Consider the following 5,239-nt stretch of genomic DNA (forward strand, 5'->3'; position numbering starts at 1 on the left):
GAATTATCGGAATATAAAGGAGCAAAAGGATCAGTACAGTTTCCTACAGACAAGCTATTGCCTTACGATTTAATAAGCAGGGTAGTCAAATTTAGAGTTACTGAGAATACAAAACTAGCAGCAGGCAAGTTGAAAAAGAAGGGTAAAAGGGAAATGGTCAATTAGAAAGAGATTGTCAAGAAGCATATCCCAATCTTGCTGACTTCCGTGGAATGCTCGGTGGATATAAGAGAATAAACTGACTCAAGAGAACCGTCCCCTTGAGTCCCCTTGAGTCAGTTGCCTCCGGCCCGTGCAATTTTCAATTGCGTCTTCTCAATGGTAAACCCTATATTTTCGAAATAAACCCTCGCTTCAGCAGTTCCACGGGAATTTACCGCGCAGTGGAAGTATAGTTTGTTGTTTTCCAATACATGGTTTAGAGGCACACCATAGGGCATCCCATCTTCTGATACAGTAGATAAAACGCCATAAAATGTGGTCTCCAATATTTTACGAATACGCTCGCTATCTAACTCTTGCTTCGTAAGCCGCATTTTTTTTCATTTTCTTTCCTCCTCGTATAATAAGTTTTGTAAGCAATAATCCGCTATTGTCTACAAAGCTTATTTTATTTTTTACTACCTTGATTTGAATCCCCTGATGCTAAAATATTCATAAGAGATTTTAGCAAAGGTAACGTCTGAGTTCTCCTGCAAAACCTTCCGGTTATTGCTTATAAAGCGTGACGCCTGCCTTATTCATCAAATACCGCTAACACAGATGTTGCGTCTCTGGGCGAAAGCTTTCCAGCAAGCTGCTTTCACAGATGAATGCTTATTATGCGAGGGTGCGGTCAGTGAATAAGATCAGGGTATTCCTTTCTATCTTCCCTATTCTTTGCCAAAAGGAGGTGAAGTTTTATGAAGAAGGCGGATCTTCTTTCTACTTTATTTGTGGGTATTGACGTAAGTTCCCGAGAAAATGTCGTCTGTGCTATTGATTATGAAGCACAAAAACTTCTGCGGTTTTCTGTACCGAACAATCACCCAGGAGCCGTTGAAATGGCCGAAAAACTTCATGCCTTCCTTTATGAAAACCGCGATATCAACAAACTAATGGTTGCTTTGGAGTCCACGTCTTTCTATGGAATTCATATCGCCAACTATTTATCTTCTTGTGAGCTGCTAATGCCTTTTTATACTCACGTTTATTGTTTGAACCCTAAGATGATTGCCAATTACAAAAAATCGTACATTGACTTAGGGAAAAACGATGCTGTTGACGCTTTTGTAATCGCTGATTTTGCCAGAGTGGGCCGAATTACTACTGCACCTTGGCGCGGCAGCCAGTTTCTTGCCCTGCAACGCCTAACCCGCCATCGTTTACATATCGCCAGTTCGCTTACTCGCGAGAAAACATATATGCTCTCGAATATATTCCTGAAATTCAGTGAGCTTTCTATGCTCGACGAAGATAACCAACCTTTTTCCGACAATTTCGGTGCTACGGCATCTTCGGTTTTAACCGACTTCCTCTCTACCGAAGACATTGCCAATATGCCTATGGAAACACTGATTGATCATATTTGTCAAAAAGGCAAAAACCGATTTGTAAATCCCGGCCACACAGCCACTTTACTTCAGCAGGCAGCTCGCAACTCGTACCGATTGGATAAATGTCTATATGAGCCCTTAACCATCTCTATTGCCTCTTCTTTCAACCTTATTTCCGCTTATGAGTCCGAAATGAAGGCCATTAATAAGGCAATTGAAAAAACACTCAAGGGGCTTGACCCCAATGCTTATCACAGTCTCTTGTCCATTCCCGGCATCGGTCCGGTTTACGCTGCCGGCATCATTGCTGAGATTGGCTCCATCGATGCCTTTCACTCTCACAGCTCTCTTGCTAAATATGCAGGTCTTGTTTGGCGTGAAAATCAATCCGGTAATTTCAGGGCTGATGACACCGTTCTTTCAAAAGCTGGCAATTCTTACTTACGCTACTATCTAATTGAAGCTGCCAGTCATGTTAAGAACCATATACCCGAATACGCAGCTTTTTACCACAAGAAATACGATGAAGTTAAAACTCATCAGCACAAACGCGCACTCGCACTTACTGCTCGTAAATTTATCCGGCTGATTTTTGGATTGCTGGCCAACCATCAGCTTTACTCTAAAAGTAGAGTAAACCAAATTTAATATCTTCCATTTTTTAACTTTTTCTTCTTCTTGAGGAATGAGCTTATTACATGTACCCTTTTTTAGCGAATTGCTTACGTTATTTATTTTTTATGGGCTTGACATATTACCAGATTGCTTTGCAATTGTCTTACCAATTTCTAAAAAACAGCCTGTTACTCTTAACTAAAACATAATTCACTAAGAATAACACACAATTTTTAAGCAAGACATCTGGAATCAGACCTGAGATTACACAGTTTATCGCTTCCATGCCAGTACAAGACATAAGCCGGCACCAAAAACGCCCCAACCCACCATGTACATCAAGCCGCCGATATAACTGCCGGTAAGGGCAATGAAAAAACCGACCATTAAGGGGGAAGCTGCCGATATAATACTGGCGACACCATTCATAAATCCGGCTCCGGTCCCGGCAACTTTACCCGGCAGCAGCTGCTGCAGCAGCACCCAGGCACAGGGGGTTCCCATGGCCAGTGTACCGACGCCGCAGGAAATCAGGATTGTGGCAATAATATTGTTTTCCGCATAAGCGCCAAGCCAGATGAAAATGGCTGAGCCCAATAAGCCTGTTGCCAGGAATAAAGCCGGACGCCCTATCTTGTCTATGGCAAAGCCGGCCCCTACCTTAACCACAATAGCCATTATATAGGGCAGGGATGCCCATGCCCCCATAGCAGCCCAACTGAACTCCCTGGCTTCTTTGAGATAAGATGGCAGCCAGGTAATTACCCCCCAGTAGATTGAGCTTGTCCCCGAATAGGCCAGCACCAGCAGCCAGACGCGATAATCACGAGTGACAATCAAAAAAGACTGCCAGGCATTGGTTGGCGCAGCAGTTCCTTCCACTGCCTGTTCTTTACTGAGCGCCGCCTCTATATAAGCCTGCTCGCAGGGGCTGATTCCCTGATAAAGGTGGGGATGGTCAGCAGTATACTTCCAGATCAGGAACAAAGGGATAATACCAAGGCTTGCCAGGAAAAAAAAGTTGTCCCGCCAGCCCACGGCAGCGATCATCCAGGCAAACAACGGCATGGCAACCATCGGTGCTATATTTAGGCCGATAAGCCAGGTTGCATTGGCTTTCCCCCGCTCATGCGGAGGAAACCAATTTTTCACAAATTTACTTTGCATAGGATAGTGCATGGACTCGCCAATCCCCAGCAGGGCCCGGGACAATAACATTGTCACCAGGCCTGTGGCGAATCCTCCCCATATCAATGCCAGCGTCCAAAACAAGATAGAAATCAGGGTGGCCTTTCTTGGCCCCAGCCAGTCACCTACCGGGCTGAGTAGAACACTGCCGATTCCATAGCAGACCAGAAATACCGTCATTAGTGATCCTTTGGCTACCGGATCATTGGCAATCCCCATGTCAGTCAGAAATGTGTTATCAACAACAAGTACCGCCACATTTACCCGGTCAATATATGCTATTAGTAAGGTTATCAGTAATATCAACGCTAACCGATGCCTGGCATACCCGGACTGTAACCGGGTATTAATGCTATCGACCGCTGAATTGCTCAAATTATCACCTCGTTGGGAAAGTCTACGCTACTGAATCAGGCCTGTGAGTTTCCAGAACGGTATGCTGACCAGCAAGCCGATGATTGAGATAATCATATAGGCGACACATAACTTAATCATTTGCCGGTGATTAACCATCTCGCCCCCGGCGGCACCAAAAAACGCAACCAGATACTGCGCATTTTGATACATTAAAATCCATACATTAATAGCAACAAATGAAGTAAATCCCATGATCCAGGGACTGATACCCTCTTTTAAGGCTAAAGGTGTAAGCAACAGCGTAAAAATAGTGATAACGGCAAGTTGTGAGGCTAATACAAACCGGACTAAGTAAATAACAATACACAATACAGCCAGGAAAAGATAGATATTACCGGCTAGGAGTGGTGCAACATGGGGCCCCAGAACTTTACCGATCCAACCGGTAATTTTTAGAGCCGAAAAAACACCGGAGACTGCAAAGATGCAGCCAATGAACATAATTGCATCCCAGGCAATACCAGATTTAAAGGTATTTCTATCTATTACATTATAGCCAAGCAACGCCGCCAAGGCAGCAATCGCAATAATAGTAGCATTTATCCCGTGCAGCACTTCAGTCATCCAGATCAGTAATGTTAATACAAGCACAACGGAAACATACTTTTCATTTTTGCTCATCGGTCCCAGCGCGGCGCGTTGATCTTTAATCATAGTAGACGCCAGTCTTTTTTCTTCTTCGGGTTTATATAAGAACAAAATAGCCAGATACCCCAACACCAATACTGTAATTCCCCAGGGAAGTGCATTGATAAACCAGGAAGTCCAGGTTACTTGGGATTGTATATCTTTGGGCAGCAGCCCTACAACTGAATAGCACATGAACGATCCGCTTAAAAAAAGCGGGTGTATGCACCCCAGTGAAAGAAACATGGCGGCGAAGATCCCCCCGGCACCCTGAGTTTTTTTCTTATAGCCCATACTGTCACTGACAGCTGCGGCAAAAGGGGCTAAAACGGCAATTTTAGCAGAGCCACTGGGAATTAACGGTGTCATAAGCGTGCCCGTAACCATCAAAGCCAGGGTTTGCCCCTTAAAGGTCAGTGGAAACAGATTCATCAGATATAACGATATCCTTGTTAAAAGCCCGCATTTGCCAACAGCCGCAGCCATCCCAAACGCACCTATCAGCAGCCAGATTGTGGCATTGGAAAATCCACCGAAAGCAGTCCCAAAAGGGACAATATCGAAAACGGCCCAGGCACTGCACATCAAAAGCGCAGTAACATAGTCAGGAAATACTTCGGCAATCCACCATACAATGGCACATATAAACACTGCCATTCCCCACATGGCCTTGGTTGTTAACCCCTCCGGCACGCCAATCCCGGCAATATATACTCCAAGAATTATGCCGACTACAGCGCCGATCAGCTTTTTAATCATTGCTATTGATAGTACACCCTTAGTTGCTGTCGGCTTATTGGTTTCCGCCATATGTTTCCCTCCCATAAACCGGCACGCTAAGCATAAGGTGATTGTGC

At 44.6% G+C, this 5,239-nt stretch carries 4 protein-coding genes; 1 reads left to right on the forward strand and 3 read right to left on the reverse strand.

The window, feature by feature from the left end:
• Positions 1-275: 275 nt before the first annotated feature.
• On the reverse strand, positions 276-536 hold the full coding sequence (locus VN447_RS02975; protein WP_325522656.1) for a pyridoxamine 5'-phosphate oxidase family protein: 261 nt from the start codon (positions 534-536) through the stop codon (positions 276-278).
• Between the two features lie 366 nt (positions 537-902).
• On the opposite strand from VN447_RS02975, the gene VN447_RS02980 reads away from it, so the two are divergent.
• Entirely contained in the window at positions 903-2,183 is a 1,281-nt protein-coding gene (locus tag VN447_RS02980; RefSeq protein ID WP_325522658.1) for an IS110 family transposase, read from the forward strand.
• A 240-nt stretch (positions 2,184-2,423) separates the two neighbouring features.
• On the opposite strand, the gene VN447_RS02985 is transcribed toward VN447_RS02980, so the two are convergent.
• The gene (locus VN447_RS02985) at positions 2,424-3,713 is read right to left on the reverse strand and encodes an MFS transporter (protein WP_325522660.1); all 1,290 of its coding nucleotides are present in this window, start codon (positions 3,711-3,713) and stop codon (positions 2,424-2,426) included.
• Between the two features lie 27 nt (positions 3,714-3,740).
• Positions 3,741-5,239, reverse strand: a 1,499-nt coding sequence (locus VN447_RS02990) for an SLC13 family permease (RefSeq protein ID WP_325522662.1), incomplete at its 5' end; no start/stop codon positions are given.

The organism is Sporomusa sp. (assembly GCF_035561155.1).
GTDB lineage: Bacteria > Bacillota > Negativicutes > Sporomusales > Sporomusaceae > Sporomusa.

Bases quoted from the DNA above. Each gene is read 5' to 3' on its own strand.
- VN447_RS02980 (WP_325522658.1), top strand. From the start codon at position 903: ATGAAGAAGGCGGATCTTCTTTCTACTTTATTTGTGGGTATTGACGTA.
- VN447_RS02975 (WP_325522656.1), bottom strand. From the start codon at position 536: ATGCGGCTTACGAAGCAAGAGTTAGATAGCGAGCGTATTCGTAAAATA.